General features: G+C 65.8%; 16 protein-coding genes and 1 pseudogene. 10 read left to right on the top strand and 7 right to left on the bottom strand.

The features are described from left to right. Window positions 1-59 precede the first annotated feature (59 nt). Window positions 60-1,649, top strand: coding sequence for a serine hydrolase (locus tag FPZ22_RS03575; RefSeq protein WP_144890419.1), 1,590 nt, complete (start codon window positions 60-62; stop codon window positions 1,647-1,649). A 175-nt stretch (window positions 1,650-1,824) separates the two neighbouring features. Here FPZ22_RS03575 and FPZ22_RS03570 read toward each other — a convergent pair whose 3' ends face one another. Then, window positions 1,825-2,121, bottom strand: a complete 297-nt coding sequence (locus FPZ22_RS03570) for a hypothetical protein (RefSeq protein WP_144890416.1) — start codon at window positions 2,119-2,121, stop codon at window positions 1,825-1,827. A gap of 92 nt (window positions 2,122-2,213) precedes the next feature. Further along, window positions 2,214-3,161, bottom strand: coding sequence for a peptidylprolyl isomerase (locus FPZ22_RS03565; RefSeq protein WP_425463013.1), 948 nt, complete (start codon window positions 3,159-3,161; stop codon window positions 2,214-2,216). Between the two features lie 94 nt (window positions 3,162-3,255). On the opposite strand from FPZ22_RS03565, the gene FPZ22_RS03560 reads away from it, so the two are divergent. From FPZ22_RS03560 to FPZ22_RS03535, 6 genes are all read left to right on the top strand, one after another. Further along, window positions 3,256-3,636, top strand: coding sequence for a PadR family transcriptional regulator (locus tag FPZ22_RS03560; RefSeq protein ID WP_144890412.1), 381 nt, complete (start codon window positions 3,256-3,258; stop codon window positions 3,634-3,636). Beyond that, window positions 3,636-4,556, top strand: a complete 921-nt coding sequence (locus FPZ22_RS03555) for a sensor domain-containing protein (protein WP_144890410.1) — start codon at window positions 3,636-3,638, stop codon at window positions 4,554-4,556. The genes FPZ22_RS03560 and FPZ22_RS03555 overlap by 1 nt, the downstream gene beginning before the upstream one ends. A gap of 258 nt (window positions 4,557-4,814) precedes the next feature. Continuing rightward, window positions 4,815-6,746 carry a hypothetical protein gene (locus FPZ22_RS03550; RefSeq protein WP_144890407.1) on the top strand — a complete coding sequence of 644 codons (1,932 nt, stop codon included), beginning with the start codon at window positions 4,815-4,817 and terminating at the stop codon, window positions 6,744-6,746. A 149-nt stretch (window positions 6,747-6,895) separates the two neighbouring features. Continuing rightward, a complete protein-coding gene (locus FPZ22_RS03545) occupies window positions 6,896-10,561 on the top strand; it encodes a wall-associated protein (RefSeq protein ID WP_210412700.1) in 3,666 nt (1,221 codons plus the stop codon). Continuing rightward, a complete protein-coding gene (locus tag FPZ22_RS03540) occupies window positions 10,561-11,469 on the top strand; it encodes an RHS repeat-associated core domain-containing protein (protein ID WP_144890401.1) in 909 nt (302 codons plus the stop codon). Before FPZ22_RS03545 ends, FPZ22_RS03540 begins: the two co-directional genes overlap by 1 nt. A 62-nt stretch (window positions 11,470-11,531) precedes the next feature. Further along, window positions 11,532-12,176, top strand: coding sequence for a hypothetical protein (locus FPZ22_RS03535; protein ID WP_144890399.1), 645 nt, complete (start codon window positions 11,532-11,534; stop codon window positions 12,174-12,176). Here the strand turns inward: FPZ22_RS03535 and FPZ22_RS03530 are convergent. Next, window positions 12,157-12,339: a hypothetical protein gene (locus tag FPZ22_RS03530; protein ID WP_144890396.1), complete on the bottom strand. Its 183-nt coding sequence runs from the start codon at window positions 12,337-12,339 to the stop codon at window positions 12,157-12,159. The two genes, FPZ22_RS03535 and FPZ22_RS03530, sit on opposite strands and share 20 nt — an antisense overlap. Before the next feature lie 24 nt (window positions 12,340-12,363). On the opposite strand from FPZ22_RS03530, the gene FPZ22_RS03525 reads away from it, so the two are divergent. Both FPZ22_RS03525 and FPZ22_RS03520 read left to right on the top strand, forming a co-directional pair. Then, window positions 12,364-13,487 (top strand): IS3 family transposase gene (locus FPZ22_RS03525; RefSeq protein ID WP_425463012.1). Its coding sequence is split into 2 segments (ribosomal slippage): window positions 12,364-12,616 and window positions 12,616-13,487, totalling 1,125 coding nucleotides; the frame shifts between segments, so codons are not numbered across the junction. A gap of 162 nt (window positions 13,488-13,649) precedes the next feature. Further along, window positions 13,650-13,922 carry a type II toxin-antitoxin system TacA family antitoxin gene (locus FPZ22_RS03520; protein WP_168198923.1) on the top strand — a complete coding sequence of 91 codons (273 nt, stop codon included), beginning with the start codon at window positions 13,650-13,652 and terminating at the stop codon, window positions 13,920-13,922. 245 nt (window positions 13,923-14,167) lie between these two features. Here the strand turns inward: FPZ22_RS03520 and FPZ22_RS03515 are convergent, their stop codons facing one another. Both FPZ22_RS03515 and FPZ22_RS14215 read right to left on the bottom strand, forming a co-directional pair. Beyond that, complete coding sequence (locus FPZ22_RS03515; RefSeq protein WP_168198922.1) at window positions 14,168-14,986, bottom strand: IS3 family transposase; 819 nt, start codon at window positions 14,984-14,986, stop codon at window positions 14,168-14,170. Then, window positions 14,986-15,299 (bottom strand): annotated as a pseudogene (locus tag FPZ22_RS14215) (DUF1153 domain-containing protein). The gene FPZ22_RS03515 and the pseudogene FPZ22_RS14215 overlap by 1 nt, the downstream one beginning before the upstream one ends. A gap of 74 nt (window positions 15,300-15,373) precedes the next feature. Here FPZ22_RS14215 and FPZ22_RS03505 point away from each other — a divergent pair. Beyond that, window positions 15,374-15,619 carry a GNAT family N-acetyltransferase gene (locus FPZ22_RS03505; protein ID WP_144890387.1) on the top strand — a complete coding sequence of 82 codons (246 nt, stop codon included), beginning with the start codon at window positions 15,374-15,376 and terminating at the stop codon, window positions 15,617-15,619. On the opposite strand, the gene FPZ22_RS03500 is transcribed toward FPZ22_RS03505, so the two are convergent. Then, complete coding sequence (locus FPZ22_RS03500) at window positions 15,578-16,909, bottom strand: polyhydroxyalkanoate depolymerase (RefSeq protein ID WP_144890385.1); 1,332 nt, start codon at window positions 16,907-16,909, stop codon at window positions 15,578-15,580. The genes FPZ22_RS03505 and FPZ22_RS03500 overlap by 42 nt on opposite strands. Window positions 16,910-17,022: 113 nt before the next feature. Continuing rightward, on the bottom strand, window positions 17,023-17,613 hold the full coding sequence (locus FPZ22_RS03495; RefSeq protein WP_168198921.1) for a class I SAM-dependent DNA methyltransferase: 591 nt from the start codon (window positions 17,611-17,613) through the stop codon (window positions 17,023-17,025). Window positions 17,614-17,640: the final 27 nt, after the last annotated feature.

The raw sequence follows: 17,640 nt of genomic DNA, 5'->3' as shown, positions 1-17,640 counted from the left end.
GCTTGGCGCGCCGCGCGCCGGCATCGATACTGGCCGCCTTCCATCGGGGATCCCAGGACATGACGAAGCGGGTCGCGGCCGTCCTTTCGCTGCTGCTTTCCTTCTCCACGCCGGCCATTGCGCAGCAGGCTCCACCGCCGGAACTGGCGCGGCTCGACGCACACGTCGAAGCGGTCCGCGAAACCTTCAGGGTGCCGGGCATCGCCGTGGCGGTGATCAAGGACGGCGACGTGGTGCTCGCCCGCGGCTGGGGCCAGCGCGAGGTCGGCGGCGCGGAGCCGGTGGACGGCGACACCCTGTTTTCCATCGCCTCGATCACCAAGGCCTTCACCTCGGCGGCGCTGTCGATCCTCGCCGACGAGGGCAGGCTCGCGATGGACGACCGCGTCATCGACCATCTGCCCTGGTTCCGGATGTCCGACGCCTACGTCACCCGCGAGATGCGCATCCGCGACCTGCTGGTGCACCGCAGCGGCCTGGGCCTGGGTGCCGGCGACCTGCTGTTCTGGCCGCCCAGCGACTACAGCACCCGCGACGTGGTCCGGCGCCTGGCGCAGGTACCGATCGAGGGCGGCTTCCGCGACCGCTATGCCTACGACAACGTGCTCTACGCGGTGGCACAGCTGGTGATCGAAGAAGTGTCCGGGCAGTCCTACGGCGACTTCGTGCGCGAGCGGCTGTTCGAGCCGGTCGGCATGGTGGACACCCGCATCGACAGCAACGCGCTGCGCCCCGGCGACACCAACGTCGCCACCGGCCACGCGCGCCCGGGCTTCACCGGCGACCCGGTGCCGGTGCCGCACATGTCCTGGTCGAACAACACCGCCGCGGGCGGCATCTATTCCAGCGTCAACGACCTCGCGAAGTGGATGCGCGTGCAGCTGGACGGCGGCGTGCTGGAAGGCGAGGGCGAAAAGGCGAAGCGGCTGTTCAGCGCCAAGCGCCACGAGGCGATGTGGTCGCTGGTGACGCCGATCCCGATCCGCGAGCCGGCCGTGCCGGAGCTGGCGGCCACGAAGCCCAACTTCGCCGGCTACGGCGAAGCCTGGAGCCTGAGCGACTACCGCGGCCGCCGCCTGGTGTGGCACACCGGCGGCTGGCCGGGCATGGTCTCGCGCCTGACCCTGGTGCCCGAACTCGGCCTCGGCGTGGTGGTGCTGACCAACCAGGAGGCGGGTGCGGCCTTCAACGCCGTCACCATGCACGTGCTCGATGCGTACATGGAGGCGCCGGCCACCGACTGGGTCGCGGCCTATGCCGCGGCCGTCGGCAAGGGCAGCGACCGTGAGGCCGAGGACTGGAAGAAACATCTGGCCGCGCGCGATGCGCGTTCGAAGCCCTCGCTGCCGCTGTCGGGCTATGCCGCCACCTACCGCGACCCCTGGTACGGCGACGTCGTGGTGGCGGCAGGCCGCAAGGGCCTGGAGATGCGCTTCAGCCGTACGCCGCAGCTCGTCGGCGATCTCGAGCACTGGCAGCACGACAGCTTCATCGTCCGCTGGCGCGACCGCACCCTGAATGCCGATGCCTTCGTCGACTTCAGCCTCGACCACGACGGCAAGGTGCGCGAAGCGCGGATGGAGGCGGTGTCGCCGCTGACCGACTTCAGCTTCGATTTCCACGACCTGCGCCTGGCGCCGGTGGAATGAAACCCGCACTGCCCACCCGGAGTCCGGGCGGCGCCCACCCGGGGACCCAACGGCGCCATCCACCGCTCCTGCAGGAACCGCTACAGCGGCGACCTGCGTGGATCCGTGCTGGCCCGGGTCGCAGCTGTAGCTGCTCCTACGCGGCTCTTGCAGTTACGCGGCTCTTACAGTCGGCTCACTCTTCGTCGTCTTCCTCGAACTCGACCACGGCGTCGAGGTCGAAGGCCAGCGCTTCCACCGCGTCGCGCACCCGGCGCGCGGTCGACGGGTTGGGCGCGTCGATCTCGATGGTGTGGCCCTGCGGGCCTTCGACATCGCTCAAGCCCGCGGAACTCGAGTCGGCGTCGTCGAGCTGCGGCATCAGGTCGTCGATCTCTTCCACGTGCTCGATGCCGTCCAGGCTCTGCAGCAGGTTCATGACGGCGCGAGCGGTGTCGTCGCTGCCGGTGAGGCGGATGCGGAGCATGGGCATTGCGGGAAATCCTCTGGTCGGTGCCGCGGCGGAATCGGGCCGGGCCTCAGGCTAGGAAGCCCGCGGCCAAGACCGCGTGACGGCCAAGGCATTCAGTCCACGACCCGCACCGGCACCGCGATGTTGCACAGGTCGATGTGTCCGGCCGGGCGCAGGTACCAGTCGTCGCGGCGGTTGCGGCGCGACTCGACCACGGCGTCGAACAGCGGGGTGTCGGTGCGCAGCACCTGGAGGTCGGTGCGCTCCGTTTCCGGTACCTCGGAGGCCAGGCGCACGGCCTTGATCGGCACGCGCTGCGAGGGGTCTTCGTGGAAGCCCAGCGGGCCGGTGCCGCGCGGCACCACGCTCAGCAGCTCCATGCCGTGCAGGACGCGGCCGACCTGGGTGATGTTGCGGTCGAGCTGGCGCGGCGCCTGCCCGATGACGACGTAGAGCTCGGTGCCGTTGCTGGAGTCGGCGGCCATGTCGCGGCCGGCACCGAGGGTGCCGTAGCAGTGCGCCATCCAGGCCTGGCCCTCGGCCGGGTCGCGCGCGGCCGGGAAGCCGCCCGCGAACCCGGTTTCCGGCGCCCAGCCGTCGCGGTCGGGAAGGGCGTGGAAGGCGAGGCCTTCGATCGGGCGCGAGAACTCCGCCGGCAGCGCGGCCCTTGCGCCGCCGATCGGTTTCGGCGCCTCGCCCTCGCCGGTGATGTCGCCGAACTGGACCACGAAGTTGTCCTGCGAGCGGTAGATGGTCAGCCCGTCCCAGAAGCCTTCCTTCGCCAGGGTGCGGATGTTGGCGACGTGCTCCGGCGCGAAGTCGGGCGCGAGCTCGATCACCACGCGACCGCCCTCCAGCTCCATGTAGAGCGTGCTGGCGGGGTCCGGGCGGCGCCAGTCGGCGGGAGTGGAGGCGTCCAGCAGTTCCTGGGTCGTGCGGGGACGCAGGGCGCCGCCGTCGCCGCTGCCCACCGGATCGCTGGCAGAAGCGGCGGCGCCAGCGGCGCAGAGCAGGGCGAGGGACAGGGTCGCGGCGCGGAAGCGGTCTGGATGCACGGGCAAGGCTCCGGTCTGGATGCCCCGATTGTTGCCGATCCGGCGGCCCGCCTGACTATCGGCACATTCACTATATGGAAGTTAGTACTAGCATGCGCCCATGGTCGAACAGCCGCCCCTTCCGGACATCGAAGCCACCCTCCGCAAGTTCCAGCGCGAGCTGAGCTCGGGGGTGGTGGCGCTGGCCCTTCTGGCGGTGCTGTCCCGGGCCGCCGAGCCGATGTACGGCTACCAGATCGCCAAGACCCTGGAGGGCTTCGGCGAGGGCGTGCTCAGCGGCAAGCAGAGCGCTCTGTACCCGGTGCTGCGGAACCTGGAGGCCGGCGGCCTGCTGTCCAGCCACGTCGGACCCTCCGATGCGGGGCCGCCGCGACGCTATTACCGCATCACCGACGCCGGGCATGCCGTCCTGCGCGAATGGGCCGCCGCATGGCGCGCGACCCGCGACTCCGTCGATACCGTCCTGGAGGGGACCCCGTGATGAACAGCCTGCCCCGCACCATTCCCGAGTACCTGGACCAGCTGCGCCGCGCCCTGGCCGGCGCCGATCCGGCGATGATCCAGGACGCGCTCTACGACGCCGAGGAATACCTGCGCTCCGAACTCGCGGAGAACCCCGGCAGGTCCGAGGCCGAGGTCATCGCCTCGGTGGCCTCGAGCTACGGCGCGCCGGACGAGGTCGCCGACATCTACCGCGACACCGAGGCGACGGTGCAGACCGCCCTGCGCGCCCCGGCACCGCCGCGGCGCACGTCCGCCGTCGGCCGCTTCTTCGGCGTGGTCGCCGACCCGCGCACCTATGCCTCGCTGTTCTACATGGTGCTGGCGCTGGCGACCGGCATCTTCTACTTCACCTGGGTGGTGGCGGGTTTCTCCACGACCCTGGGCCTGTCGGTGACGATCGTCGGCATCCCGCTGCTGATCCTGTTCTTCGGCTCGGTGCGGGTGCTGTCGCTGGTCGAGGGCCGGATCGTGGAGGTGATGCTCGGCGAGCGCATGCCGCGGCGGCCGCTGTACACGGTGCGCGGGCGCAGCATCTGGCGGCGCATCGGCGACATGTTCACCGACCCGCGCACCTGGAGCACGATGCTGTACATGCTGCTGATGCTGCCGCTGGGCATCGTCTACTTCACGCTGGCGACCACGCTGCTGGCGGTGGGCCTCGGCTTCGTGCTGGCTCCGATCGTGTCCTGGACCGGCCTGGACGCGGCGTGGATGGACCGCCACGACGTGATGGTCGTCGGCTTCGACGGCTACGTGCTGGAGGGCTGGGCGCTGCTGCCGATGCTGCTGGGCGGCGTGCTGCTGGTGTTCGCGACCCTGCACCTGGCGCGCGCCATCGGCCGCGGCCACGGCCTGCTGGCCAAGCACCTGCTGGTGAAGACGGCGCAGCATTCCTGAGCGGTTCTGCGGCACAGGTGGGGGGTCGTCGCCGGGCCCGGAGAAGTGGATTACCCCTGCAAGCATCGAAGTCGCGGTCGAATGTGTCAGTTCGCCCGTGCCGTCTGTGAAAATTGTGAAGTGGCTCACGATATCTGGATTGTTTTGACAGATAATCCCCCTTGCTTCGTCGCTCGTTTCAAGGCATGACAAACGGAATTGGCGATCACGCCTGATCACTTTCCAGGCGCGCAGCCACCTTGCGAAGGGGGGAAGGAAATGCGTGATCGGATCAGGCATGGACGGGCCGGGGCACGTACTTCCGCGCAATTGACAGACGGGCTGGCGGCGACGGCCTTGCTGGCCGTGATCTTCGCGGCGACTCCCGCGCTCGCAAGCAAGTATCCGTGGCAGGAGTTCGAACAGACCATCACATCGGCACGGGAGATCCAGACTCTCGGCCCCGATCTGTTCGGGGATCAGGTGAGCCTGCAGGATGGCGCGCTGTCATTCTCGGCAACCGATGTCAGCATTCCCGGAAACGACGCCCTTCCGGTCGAGTTCAGGCGCACTTACAGCCTCTTCAACCGGGAATATCACGACAGCGACGAGATGCTGGCGGACTGGGAGGTAGACGTTCCGCGCATCAGCGGCACCTATGCGCCGAACTGGGTCGATAGCACGGGGTCCATCGCGGGGCGGTGCTCGACGGGCGGAGTGCCGCCGAGCGTGCAATCTCCGTACGACACACAGCCATCGGAAACCGTGATGGCGTATTGGCAGGGACTGCAGCTCCAGATACCAGGGAAGGCCTCCGGAGAGCTGATGCCGGCTTTGCCGGGGACGCCAGCCCCCTCCAGCGGATCGTACCCGTGGGTGACCAACGACCTCGTCCGCGTGGCTTGCTTGACCGGCGTGGACGCGGTTGCGAACGAACCTGGATCAGGCGAAGGATTCGTCGCGGTCGCCCCGGACGGTACAAGGTACTGGTTCACGTGGATGGCCCAGTACTATCTGCCCGGCAGCAAACAGGTGTCTCCTCCGCCGATACTGGGGCTGGGGGGCATTCAATGGGTCTTCCCACGTCGCAAGAACGTGCTTTATGCCACTCGGGTGGAAGACAGGCTCGGGAACTGGGTGACCTACGCTTACGCTAACACCTGGAATGTTCCCGGAAGGCTGACCGAGATCAATGCCAGCGACGGCCGGAAAATCACGATCGCCTATTCCGGTAACAGGATCGCGTCGGTGACAGCGACCGCGACAGACGGGCCCGCCAGAACCTGGACGTATGCATATGGCAGCACAGGATCCGGCCGCAGCACCCTGGCATCGGTAACGCTGCCGGATGCCACGCAGTGGTTGATCGATTTCAGTCAGTTCACCAATGCTGAGATCAAGTACCTGCTGACGTATCCCCCGGGCGAGGTCGTGCGGACCTGCGACGGGCTGGAACAGCCCCAGAATGCCAGCCTGGCACCGGTGGGGACCATTACGCATCCGTCCGGCGCGACGGGAATCTTCTCCGCTTCAATACAGGAGCACGGAAGAACGAACGTGCCCTACAGCTGCGCCAACGTCTGGGTGGTGTCCGGCGGAGGAGGTATGGGGAATGACCCCAATGATGACGTCAACCTGTTCACGATCATGTATCAGTCATTCGCGCTGAGGTCGAAGCAGGTGTCCGGCCCGGGGGTGACGCCGGCCACGTGGAGCTACACCTATCACTCCCCTTCTTCGATACATATGTATCCAGGCACGACCTGGGCCTCGCCCATCTGCATCGTGGGCGCGCAGTGCTACCAGCCTCCATGCACGGACGATGCCTGCGCCGGGACCAGCCAGACGACGGTTGCTGGACCGGAAGGGCAATGGGAACGCTATACGTTCGGCAATTCGTTCCGTTATAACGAAGGCAAGCTGCTGCGGGTCGAAACCGGGTCGGGTCCCTCGGACATTCTGAGAACCGTCCGGCACAGCTATGACTATGCCCGCGCCGGGCGCCCGTACCCGGTGAGGTTCGGAAGCTCGCTTCGCGTCTTCACGGACAGCTCCTCAGCCGACTACATCCGGCCTTTGATCTCCACGGTGACGACGCAGCAGGGGCGGGATTTTTTCTGGCAGGTCGATGCCGTCTGCGCGGGCAACTATTGCTTTGACGACTACGTACGGCCAACGCACGTGACGCGCGGCAGCAGTCCTTCACCCTGACCCAGGGAGTGCCCGACATGTCTGGGAACAGTGCATGGAAGCAGAAGCAAAGGTCGCGCCGCGGGCTCGTCCTGTGCCGTACGGCACTCCTGTTGATCGGCATAGGGTGGACGGCCGCTGCATCCGCCGTCACCTACAGCCGGACCGAAGTGATCGAATACCACGACAACGCGACGCTGTGGGTGGTCGGGCAAGCGAGGAGGACGACGTGCGTTGCGTCCACGCCCGCGCACTGGGCATGCGACGGCGGGTCGGACTCCGTGATCTCTGAAACGACATACGATTCCGGCTACGCATTACCCTTGGCCAGCAAGCAGTTTGGAAAAGTCGTCCAGGCCCTGGAGTGGGATACGGTGTCCTCGGTCGCGTCCGGACAGAGAGGCACGGTGCGCTCGGTGGTGGACGGAAACAACAACGTCATCACGGCAACCAGCTGGAAGCGGGGCGCCCCTCGCAATATCCGTTACCCGGGAACTCCGGAAGCCCCTTCCGGAGCGGTCCGTTCCGCGACGGTCAACGACCACGGCTGGATCACGGCAATCAGCGACGAGGCGGGCTCCAGGACCTGCTACGACTATGACGTGATGGGCAGAATCACAACGGTCACCTACCCGTCCGAGTCCTCGGCCAACGTCTGCGACACCAGCAGTTGGACGGCAACCACGGCCAGCTTCGGCAGGAGCGGTGCGGCGCAGTACGGATTGCCGGCGGGACATTGGCAGCAGAGCGTTTCCACGGGCGCGAACCGGAAGGTCATTTATTTCGACGCTCTCTGGCGCCCCGTCGTTTCGGAGCGCTTCGACAGTGGCAATGCCGTCATCACCCGCAGCGCGACGGTACAGCGCTACGATGCTGCCGGGCGCCTCGTTTTTCAGTCGTATCCCGTCTCGGATCCTGGCCACTACGCTTCGGCCAGCCTGCAGGGCACCCATACCACGTACGACTCCTTGAGCAGGGTCATCCGGACTGCGCAGGACTGGGAAGGAACGGGTCAGCTGGTGACCAGCACCGACTACCTTGCAGGCTTCCAGACGCAGGTCACCCCGCCCCGGGGCGCGGCCGCACGGACGACGGTCGCCTACCTCGCCTGGGAGCAGCCGACCACGGACTACCCGGTGTCCATCGCGCATCCGGCCGGCGCGTACACGGATATCGCGCGTGATGCATTCGGCAAGCCCATGGCGCTGGTGCGGCGCAACGCCTCCGGTTCCACGGCGCTTGCGCGGAACTACGTCTACGACGCGTACCAGCAGTTGTGCAAATCGGTGGAGCCGGAGACAGGCGCCACCATCATGGCCTACGACGGTGCGGGCAATCTCGCCTGGAGCATGGCCGGGGCAACGCAGACGGGGATCTTCGCATGCAACACCGAGGACATTCCGGCCGGGCAGCGCACGATCCGCACTTATGACGCACGCAATCGTCTGCAGACGCTCATGTTTCCCGATGGTCGTGGCAACCAGGCATGGACCTATACCGGCACCGGGCTGCCTTCCACGATCACGACAAACAACAGCGATGGCGGCGACGTCGTCAGCAACATTTATGCCTACAACCGGCGTGGGTTACCCGTCGGCGAGACATTCAGCGTCGGCACCCAGTTGTGGAGCATCGGCTACGACTACAACCAGCTAGGGCATCTGCGCAGTCATATCACGCCGGGCCTGATCGTCGATTACGCACCCAACGCGCTCGGGCAGCCGACCCAGGCCGGAACCTACGCGACGGCCGTGGTCCATCATCCCGATGGCGCCATCCAGCAGTTCACCTATGGCAACGGCATCAGGCACGTCCTGACCCAGAACGGTCGTGGCCTGCCCGACACCCGTTGTGACTTCATCGGCGGGGGTTGCACCGCCAACGCCGTGCTTCGCGACGGCTACGACTACGACCAGCACGGCAATCTGCTCGCGATCAGCGACGGCCGTACTGGCAACCGGGGTGATCGCAGCATGAGCTACGACGCGCTGGACCGTCTGACCCAAGTGGTCTCGCCGATGTTCGGTACGGCCAATTACGGGTATGACGTGCTGGACAATCTCACGAGCGTGCAGGTGACAGGCGGAAGCCGGGCGCGCAACCACGGCTATGTGTATGACGCCAGCAACCGCCTGACCAATGTCACCAATACGGTCGGGGGCCCCACGGTCATCGGCCTTGGCTATGACGCGCGCGGCAACCTCGCCAACAGAAATGGTGTGTTGCACGCGTTCGACCACGGAAACAGACTTCGGGAACTCAGCGGCGAGTCGTATCGCTACGACGGTCATGGCCGCCGAGTGCTGGCCGTGCGCAACGGGCAGAACCTTTACTCCCTCTACGGGCAGGATGGCGTGCTGCGCTTCCAGCGCGACGAGCGCACCGGCAAGACCATCGACTACGTGCATCTGGGCGGTCGCCTGGTCGCCCAGGTGGAGAACGCGGTCCCGTTAGCGACCCCCTCGCTGTTCGTCCCGGGCTCCAGCCCGACCGGGAGCTACACGGTCAGTTGGTCCGTCTCACCGATCGCGTCCAAGTACGAGCTGCAGGAGCGGCTGGGCAGCGGAAGCTGGACAACGATCCACGATGGCACCGGCACGAGCAAGGCAGTCAGCGGCAGGGCCGCGGGCGTCTGGGGTTACCGGGTGCGCGCCTGCAGCGCGACGACCTGCGGCACATGGAGCCCGATCAGCTCCGTGACCGTGCAGTTGGCACCGACCAGCGCGCCAACGTTGAACGTGCCGTCCGTCGCTCACAACGGCAACTTCCCCGTCAGCTGGACCGGCGTCGCCGCGGCGACCAGCTACCAGTTGCAGGAGCGGTCGGGCACGGGGAGCTGGAGCACGGTGCACGATGCGGCCGCCACCAGCACCTCCGTCAGCGGCAAGGCGGCTGGCAGCTGGGGCTATCAGGTGCGGGCCTGCAACGCTGCCGGCTGTGGCGTTTGGTCCTCCATCGCCACGGTGCAGGTCATCCACTCGCCGAGCAGTGCGCCTGTACTGGCAGTGCCGGGTGCCAGTATCACGGGCGACTACACGGTCAGCTGGAACAGCGTGACCAGCTCCACGCGCTATGAGCTGGAAGAACAATTGAACGACGGCGGCTGGACGCCAATCCACAACGCCGCGGCGACCGCCAAGGCGGTCAGCGGAAAGGCGACCGGCGCCTGGGCCTACCGGGTACGCGCCTGCAACGATGCCGGCTGCAGCACCTGGTCGGCCACGGCGGTCGTGTCCGTGACACGCCCACCCACCAGCACACCGACGCTGACTGCACCTGCGACCAATACGACGGGAAGCTACCTGGTGACCTGGACGGCGGTCACTCACGCCACCGGCTACCAGTTGCAGGAACGGCCGGGCGCTGGAAGCTGGACCACGATCCACGATGCTGCCGGCACCAGCGTCGCGATCAGCGGCAAGGTGGGTGGCGAGAGCTGGAGCTACCAGGTGCGGGCCTGCAATATTGCCGGGTGTGGCGCGTGGTCACCGGTGGCGACGGTGGCGGTGACGATGTCCGCGCCCACGGTGCCGGTGCTGGTACTGCCAGCCACCAGTCCGGGCAGCTATACGGCCAGCTGGACGAGCGCGCCTGGCGCCACCGGCTACCAGCTGCAGGAGCGGGTGCTGCCCGGGCCGTGGTCGACCGTGTATGACGGACCGGCCACGTCGAGGAGCTTCACCAAGCCCTACGGCATCTACCGCTATCAGCTGCGGGCATGCAACGCTGCCGGCTGTTCGGCGTGGACAGCTGAGAGCATCATCGTCGTCGAACCTGGCGGTGGTGACTGCCCGGTACATCCCTGCGACATCGAGCCTTCTCCAGGAGGCAGGTGATGGCGAGGACAGGGATCGGCTTCGTGATGGTGCTGGCGGCGCTGGCGTGGTCGCTGCCGCAGCCGGGATGGGCGCAGACGACGGTGAAGTACGTGCACACCGATGCGCTGGGCAGCGTGGTGGCGATGACGGACGCCAGCGGTCTGGTCCTGGAGGCGGCGCGGGAGTACGAGCCGTATGGTGGGCAGCTCGTGCCTGCGATCGTGGATGGGCCGGGGTATGCGGGACACGTGCAGGATGCAACGACCGGGCTGACGTATATGCAGCAGCGCTATTACGATCCGGAGATCCCGAGGTTCCTTTCGGTCGATCCTGTCACCGCCTATGACAACGGCGACATGCGGCACTTCAACCGATATGCGTACGCATTCAACAATCCGTACTCGTTCAAGGACCCTGATGGTCGCTGTAGCCAGTTCATCAATGGCTTGGTGGGCGGACTGCCTTGTGAGCATCAACAGAGGAACTTGAATCCAGCGCATGTAGCAGCAGATCAGGCGACTGCGAGAGATGCTTATATGGTGGCCATCCCAATGGTGGCTCCTGTCGCCGGGGTGGCAGCTGTCGAGGCTGGGCCTGCTGCGGTTGCAGGAACAGCGAGGGCTATAAGCGGCGCACGGAGCGATACAGGCAGGGCTGTACTCTGTTTACTCCTTAGTTGTAAGACCGTTGATCCGGCTAAGCCAAGGGAGGCCTCAGGGCAGATCAGGCGCGAGCCCACAAAGGATGCTGTTGATGCTTTGAGACGAAGAGCGGAACAGAACGATACGGCGAGCAAATCCACAAGAGAAGGCGGTGCTCAGCAGGGGACAGGTGGCGGCGACAGAACAAGTGGATTCCAAGGCGTATTTCGCGTGGAAGGCAGGATCGATTCTCGGCGTTTAGACAGAGAGCTAAAGGGAAAGTAGATCCATGATTGGCGCATGAAATTTTGGCCAGCCTTATGACATCAAGTGTTTACGATCGCGCAATGAAGGCCTTTGAAGCTGGGGATGTAGAGCTAACTCAGGCTTTGGTCGATCAGGCTATTGAAGAACGGCCGTCATCCTTGGATGGGGTCACGTTGCGCTTCTTGCGCGGGAATGCCTATGAATGGGGAGGCTATCCAGGAGGTATTGATCTTGACAAGGCTTACGCTGACTACAAGGCGCTGGAGGAATGGACACCTATACTCGGCAGCGATGTGCTTGTCAGCGCAGCACGAGTACTCTTTGATATGGATGGACAAGAAAACAAAGACGAGATAGAGAGGCTGTGCCTAAAGGCGGTGAGTATTGATCAGCATGTGCATGCCAAGATGCTGCTTGGATTGCTGAATCAGAAGGTTCTTATGAACTCAAAAAAGGCAAGAAAGTGGTACTTGTCGGCTTACCGTGGCGGACTGCCGTGGGGTCTTCGGTACTATGCAGACTCACAGAAGAATGACGGTAATAGCGTCATAGCGTCCTTTGCACATCTAATTGCCACACTCACAAGCCCGTTCCTGGTGATCTTCAATGGAGCGCGGGGGCTTTCAGCCAGCACCCGTAGATCAACTGCTAATAGGACAAGGCCCGCAGATGCGGGCCTTGTCGTTGTGGAGGTTGTCGTTGCCGCTACTGGTGCGCAGCGATGACCGAGTCCAGCACCTGGCTGATGGCGCGCTGCTTGGCCTTGGGTAGCGCCTCGATCTGCTGCAGTTGCTGCGCGATCTTCGGCTGCGGCCCCCGCTTGCGGGCGGTGCGCGTGACGTCCTCCCGATAATTCGGACCAGCCAGAACTAGAGGATTCGGCGACACTCAGGCCCAAGGAGGCCCGTCGCCATGAAGAAGTCGAAGTTCACCGAAGAGCAGATCGCGTTCGCCTTGAAGCAGGCCGAGTCCGGCACCCGCGTCGAGGAGGTCTGCCGCAAGATGGGAATCTCCCAGGCCACTTTTTACGCGTGGCGCAAGAAGTTCGGCGGCTTGGGGATTTCCGAGCTGCGCCGGCTGAGGCAGCTCGAGGAGGAGAACCGCAAGCTGAAGCAGCTGGTTGCCGACTTGAGCCTGGACAAGGCCATGCTGCAGGACGTACTGGCAAAAAAGCTCTGAGGCCCGCGCAGCGCAAAGCGCTCGTGGGCCACTTGATGGATCGATACCGCGTCGGGGTCCGTCGGGCCTGTAGCGTGGTCAAACAGAGCCGGTCGGCATGGTACTACCTGCCCAGAGAGCGGGATGATTCGCCGCTGCTCCGGCGGATGGAAGAGATCGCCGCCACACGCGTGCGTTACGGCTTTTGGCGCATCTTCGTCCTGCTACGCCGGGAGGGTTGGACAGACAACCACAAGCGCGTATACCGGCTCTACTGCCAAGCGGGACTCAACCTGCGGCGGAAGCGGCCACGCCGGCGCAAGGCCGCTGCCCATCGGCTGGAACGACCGGTTCTGACCGCCCCAAACCAGTGCTGGAGCATGGACTTCGTAGCCGATGCATTGTTCGACGGCCGCCGGTTCCGGGCCCTGACGATTGTGGACAACTTCACCAAACAGAGCCTGGCGATCAAGGTCGACCAGCAGCTCAATGGCGAAGACGTAGTCGCTGCCCTGGATCAGCTACGTCATGAGGTCGGCTTGCCACAGCGAATTCAGGCGGACAACGGAAGCGAGTTTATTTCGCTGGTGATGGATCGCTGGGCATACGACCACGGTGTCACGATGGATTTCTCCAGGCCCGGCAAGCCGACTGACAACCCGTTCATCGAGTCTTTCAACGGCAGCCTCCGGGATGAGTGCCTGAACATTCATTGGTTCCTGTCCTTGGACGATGCTCGCCAGAAGATCGAAAGCTGGAGACTGGATTACAATCATTTCCGGACGCACTCATCGCTCGGCGATATCCCGCCCGCGGAGTTCGCGGCCCGTTTCGCTCTCCAACCCAGCGCCGAATTTTCCAGTTCCGGCCGGTCCTAACGAGGGGAGGACGTCACCAGCGCCGAATTTTCCAGTTCCGGCCGGTCCTAACGAGGGGAGGACGTCAACCCGGCACAGGCGAGCAACAGTTGAGCAGCCTGCGGAATGTGTGTACATTGTGCATACAAACGCGCATGGATCGGTAGAACAGGAGCACCCGTCATGAGCACCGCCGCCAGCAAGGTCATCAATTTCCGGGCACCTGCCGCCAAGCAGGCGCTCATCGACCATGCCGTGGAAGTCAGCGGCATGAACCGCACGGAGTTCATCCTGGATGCGGTTTGCGAGAAGGCGCGCGAGGTGCTGGCCGACCAGACTCGATTCGCCCTGAGCCAGAAGGCCCTGCAGCGCTTCAATGCCCTGCTCGATGCACCGCTTGCCGGCAATGCCGCGATCCGTCGCCTGCTGGCCTCGCCCGCGCCTTGGGAGCGCTGAGCCTTGCCACTTGGCGCCCCTGGCCCGCTTGGTGACGGGCACCGGTTGGACGACTTCCAATGCACGGCTCCGGAGCTCACCAGGTGGCTGTTGGAGCGCGCCCGTCAGAACCAGGCCTCTGGTGCGTCCCGGTGCTTCGTCGTCTGTGACGGACAACAGGACGTGGTGGGCTATTACGCCTTGTCAGCCGGTGCGGTGATGCACGAGCACGCGCCTGTGTAATGACCCAGCGGTTTCTGCACAGGTCAGGCCGCTAAAGCATAAGCCTCGGCGGGGGTCTTCATGCCCAGCGCCTGGTGCGGGCGCCGGTGGTTGTAGAACTGGATCCAGTCGCCAATGACGCGGCTGGCGTGCTGCTGGCTCTCGAAACGGTGGCGGTGCGCGCACTGCTCCTTCAGCGTCCGGATGACGCGCTCCACCATGCCGTTCTGCTGCGGGCAGTGCGGGGTGATGAACTCCTGCCGCAGGCCGTAGCTGCGCACGAGCCGCGTGTAGTCGCGGCTGGTGAACACCAGGCCGTTGTCCGAGCGCAGCAGGAAGGGACTCTGCACCCGCCCGAGGGTCCCGAAGCGGGTGATCAGCGCCTGCTCCAGTGCCGCGGCCGCGGTGCTGGCCTTGCCGCTGCGCGAGAGATGCCAGCCGAGCAGCTGCCGGGTATAGCAGTCGATCACCAGGGCCAAGGTCAACCAGTTGTCGCTGCCACCCCAGATCCGGCACAGGTCGGTCGCCCAACGTTCGTCGGGCGCTTGCGCCACCGACGGCAACGCCTGGATCCGGGGGCGACAGCCAACAGACCGTTTGCGGACCTGCCAGCCCATCAGCTGGAAGATCCGCTGTACCGTGTTCTTGTTCATGTCCAGGAGCCCCGCCACTGTCCGGTAGCCGAACGACGGCTCGGCCTCGATCAGTGCCTTGATCGGCTCCGCCAGCTCCGGCCGGACCTTGGGCGGCGCCTTGGTCGGCTGGTAGTACACGGTCCGCCGCGCCACGCCGAACCACCGGCACAGCTTCACCATCGAGACCTCGAACCCATCGTCCCGCAGTCCCTGCTGGATCGAGACCATCAGGTCTCGTCCTTGCCCAACAGGGACGCCAATTTTTTCGGGCGCGCAGCTCCAGCATGGCTTCGCCGTAGGCTTCCTGGAGGTCCTTGAGCTGACGCTCGTACTGTTCGCGTACGTCCTCGGGCTTCGCCCGCAGGGCGTTCTCCATCCCCCGCTTGCCGTCCTCGACCCAGCTCTCGATCTCGGACGGCGTCAGGTCGAACTGCCGGCTGGCCTCGGCCACTGTCGTCTTGCCCTGGATGATCTCCAGAACCAGCGCCGACTTCCGCCGTGCCGTCCAACGCTTGATCTCTTCTTCCATCACTTGGCTCATCGTGCTCTCCGTGAAAAGGTAGCACCTGAGCAGGAAATCACTGGGTCATTACACCTGGTCGCATCCGTCGCAACATGCCTGATCCAATCCCCGTCATTGTGCTGGGGCGTCTGGCCGTGCACGTGGACAGGGTTGGCCAAGGCATCGGCCGGGGCTTGCTCAAGGATGCCGTGCTGCGCACGTTGCAGGCCAGTGAGCAGGTCGGCGCCCGTGCGCTGCTTTGCCATGCCATTGATGACGCAGCGAAGTCGTTCTATCTCAAGCACGGCTTCATGGAGTCACCCATCCACGACATGACGGTGATGCTGCCGCTCGGGTAGCTCTGGCTGCGATGGTCGAACCGGCGCTGCACGCCTCGTCGCCGCCTCCACGTCGTGCCCCGCGATGAAGTCGCGCACCTTCGGATACACCTGCGTGCGCCAGCGGCGGCCGCTGAAGATGCCGTAGTGGCCGGCGCCCTCGACGGTCAGGTGCTCGCGGTCGGCGTCGGCGACGCCGGTGCACAGGCCGTGCGCGGCGCGGGTCTGGCCGAGGCCGGAGATGTCGTCGAGTTCGCCCTCGATGGTCATCAGTGCACTGCCGCGGATCGCCGCCGGGTCGACGCGCTCGCCGGCGACGTCCCAGGTGCCGTGCGGCAGCAGGTGGTCCTGGAAGACCACGCGGATGGTGTCGAGGTAGTACTCGGCGGGCATGTCGAGCACGGCGTTGTACTCGTCGTAGAAGCGGCGGTGCGAGGCCGCGTCCTCGAGGTCGCCCTTGACCAGGTCCTGGTAGAAATCCCAGTGCGACATGAAATGGCGCTCCGGGTTCATGGCCACGAAACCGGTGTGCTGCAGGAAGCCGGGGTACACGCGGCGGCCTCGGCCGGGATAGTTCGGCGGCACCACGTGGATCAGGTTGTTCTCGAACCACCACAGCGGTCGCTTGGCGGCGAGGTTGTTGACCGCGGTCGGTGACTCGCGGGTGTCGATCGGGCCGCCCATCATCACCATCGAGCGCGGCACGTCCTCGCCGCGCGAGGCCATCAACGAGATCGCGGCCAGCACCGGCACCGTCGGCTGGCAGACGCTCACCACGTGCAGGCGTCCGGCGCCGATGTGGCGGATGAAGTCCTGGATGTAGGCGATGTAGTCGTCGAGCGTGAAGGCGCCGGCGCCCTTCGGCACCATGCGCGCGTCGACCCAGTCGGTGATGTAGACCTTGTGGTCGGGCAGCAGGGTGCGCACGGTGTCGCGCAGCAGGGTGGCGTGGTGGCCCGACAGCGGCGCGACCACCAGCACGGTCGGCTGGTCCTTCATGCCGAGGATGTTCCGCGCGTCGTCGGTGTAGCGCTTGAAGCGCAGCAGGCGGCAGAACGGCCGGTCCAGGGCCACCTTCTCCACCACTGGCACGTCGTGCCCGTCCTTCACCACCTGGTGGATGGCGAAGGGCGGCTTCTCGTAGTCCTTGCCGATGCGGTGCAGCAGCTCGTTGCCGGCGGCCACGCGGGCGGCGCCGGGGAGCGAGGAGAGCCAGGTGCCGTCGGCGCCGAAGATCCTCGCGTTCGCCTGCGCCAGCTCGGTGAAGGGCGCGAGCAGGCTGCGGTTGAGTTCGTGGAGCTGGTACATCATCGGCGGTGGAGCCCCTGTTCCTGATGCGCCGCAGCATAACGCAGGCTCGGACGCGCGGAAGTGACCATGGGGACAGGCCGCCGCGTTCAGTTTTCCGCCGCGAGGGCCGCCGCTCAGGCCAGTTCGAGCGCGGTCGCGCCGGGCACGAGCGCCGGCGACAGCCAGCAGTGCGAGCCGAGCGCGCGGAACCCGGCCGCCTCGAAGCGCCGGCGGTAGAAGGCGCCCGGCCGGCCGAAGAAGCCGTCCTCGTCGCCCTCGGCGGCATCCTCCCGGGCGAAGGTCTCGAGGAAGGCGACGCCGCCGCACAGTTCGGCCAGGCCCGGAAGGCCGCGGTCGAGCTCGCGTGCCTGCAGGTAGTGCAGCACGTCGGCGCAGACCACGAGGTCGGCGGGCGGGCAGGGGCGCAGGTGCTCGAAGTCGGCGAAGCGCGCATGGTGGAGGTTGCGCCTTGCGCCATGGCGACCGACCGCGTACTCGCTGCTGTCGAAGCCGATGTAGCGCAGCTTCGGCCGCAGCTTCAGCAGCGGCGCGCGCCAGGCGCCCTCGCCGCAGCCGACGTCGAGCACGGTGCGCACGGGGCGCTCCAGGTGGTACTCGGCGGTGGCCACCGCCAGCGCGACCTTGCGCGCCAGCCGCTGGCGCCCGCCGATGCCGCCGCGGCGGTACCAGCGGTCGAAGTAGTCGCGGTCGTAGCGCTTTTCCATGCACGGGATCCCTTGAGCAGGCCCCCA

Origin of the sequence: Luteimonas granuli (assembly GCF_007795095.1) — a bacterium.
In the GTDB taxonomy this organism is placed as follows: Bacteria; Pseudomonadota; Gammaproteobacteria; order Xanthomonadales; family Xanthomonadaceae; genus Luteimonas; species Luteimonas granuli.
This window is presented reverse-complemented; position numbering and strand designations above follow the sequence as displayed.